The organism is Microbacterium sp. BF1 (assembly GCF_019279095.1).
Lineage (GTDB): Bacteria > Actinomycetota > Actinomycetes > Actinomycetales > Microbacteriaceae > Microbacterium > Microbacterium maritypicum.
In genome coordinates, this window is sequence record NZ_JAGYWT010000522.1 from 1 (window position 1) to 1662 (window position 1662).

Annotated in this window: 2 protein-coding genes; one reads left to right on the forward strand and one right to left on the reverse strand. The window is 68.5% G+C overall.

Features of this window, described 5'->3' with window-relative positions; translation table 11 throughout:
- On the forward strand, window positions 1–1354 hold a 1354-nt coding region (locus tag KZA10_RS14375; RefSeq protein ID WP_218683223.1), incomplete at its 5' end, for an acetate--CoA ligase.
- Window positions 1355–1460: 106 nt separating this feature from the next.
- On the opposite strand, the gene KZA10_RS14380 is transcribed toward KZA10_RS14375, so the two are convergent.
- Window positions 1461–1662 (reverse strand): RidA family protein (locus KZA10_RS14380; RefSeq protein ID WP_218683224.1); only part of this gene is annotated, 202 nt, incomplete at its 5' end.

Below are 1662 nucleotides of genomic sequence, written 5' to 3' on the forward strand. Positions count from 1 at the left end.
TCAGGCTCTCGCCGACCGCGGCGACGGCGAGCAGCAGACCGTCGAGCACGTCCTGGTCGTCAAGCGCGGCGAGAACGAGGTCGACTGGACCGACGGCCGCGACATCTGGTGGCACGACGCCGTTCCCGCCGCATCCGCCGAGCACACCGCACAGGCCTTCCCTGCGGAGAACCCGCTCTTCATCCTCTACACCTCGGGAACGACGGGGAAGCCCAAGGGCATCCTGCACACCTCCGGTGGGTATCTCACCCAGGTGGCGTACTCGCACAAGTACGTCTTCGACCTGCACCCGGAGACTGACGTGTTCTGGTGCACGGCCGACATCGGCTGGATCACCGGACACAGCTACGTCACCTACGGCCCCCTCGCCAACGGCGCGACCCAGGTGCTCTACGAGGGAACCCCCGATGCCCCGCACCCCGGCCGGTGGTGGGAGATCATCGAGAAGTACAAGGTGTCGATCTTCTACACCGCCCCGACCGCGATCCGCTCGTTCATGAAGATCGGTCGCAGCGTCCCGGCGAAGTTCGACCTTTCGTCGCTGCGACTGCTCGGTTCGGTGGGAGAGCCCATCAACCCCGAGGCGTGGATGTGGTACCGCGAGGTCATCGGGGCGAACAAGACGCCGATCGTCGACACCTGGTGGCAGACCGAGACCGGCGCGATCATGGTGTCCGCTCTTCCGGGCGTCACCGAGACCAAGCCCGGGTCCGCCCAGGTCCCGCTCCCCGGGATCTCGATCGACGTCGTCGACGAGAGCGGCATCGAGGTCGGCAACGGCAGCGGCGGCCTGCTCGTGATCACCGAGCCGTGGCCGAGCATGCTGCGCGGCATCTGGGGCGACCCCGAGCGCTATCGCGAGACCTACTGGGAGAAGTTCGAGGACCAGGGCTACTACTTCGCCGGCGACGGAGCGCGCCTCGACGAAGACGGCGACCTCTGGCTGCTCGGCCGCGTCGACGACGTCATGAACGTCTCGGGGCACCGCCTATCGACGGCGGAGATCGAGTCGTCCCTGGTCGCGCACGAGGCGACCGCCGAGGCTGCCGTGGTCGGCGCCTCCGACGAGACGACCGGACAGGCGGTCGTCGCCTTCGTCATCATCAAGGAGAGCTACCTCGCCGCACACGAGCCTGCGGGCCTCGCCCAGCAGCTGCGGCTGTGGGTGGGCGAGCAGATCGGCGCCATCGCCCGCCCGCGCGACGTCTACATCGTCGGCGAGCTGCCGAAGACCCGCTCCGGCAAGATCATGCGCCGTCTGCTCCGCGACGTCGCCGAAGGCCGCGAGGTCGGCGACACCACGACGCTCGCCGACACCGCGGTGATGAGCATCATCTCGGCCCAGGTGAAGTAGGTCGGCTCACGCCTCCGAGGCGTGACAGACGGAGAACGCGCCTCCCCTTTCCGGGGAGGCGCGTTCTCTCGTTCTGATGCGACGGTCCACGCCGCGTACGTCGTACTCAGGCGAGAAGGAAGGCGACCTCGACCTCGACCGGGCTGCCGAGCGGGAGCTCCGCGACGCCGACCGCCGCACGGGCATGACGACCCGCATCACCGAAGATCTCTCCGAGCACGTCGCTCGAGCCGTTGATCACGCCGGGCTGACCCGTGAATCCCTCAGCGGAGGCGACGAAGCCCCCGACCCGCAGCACGCCCGCGATG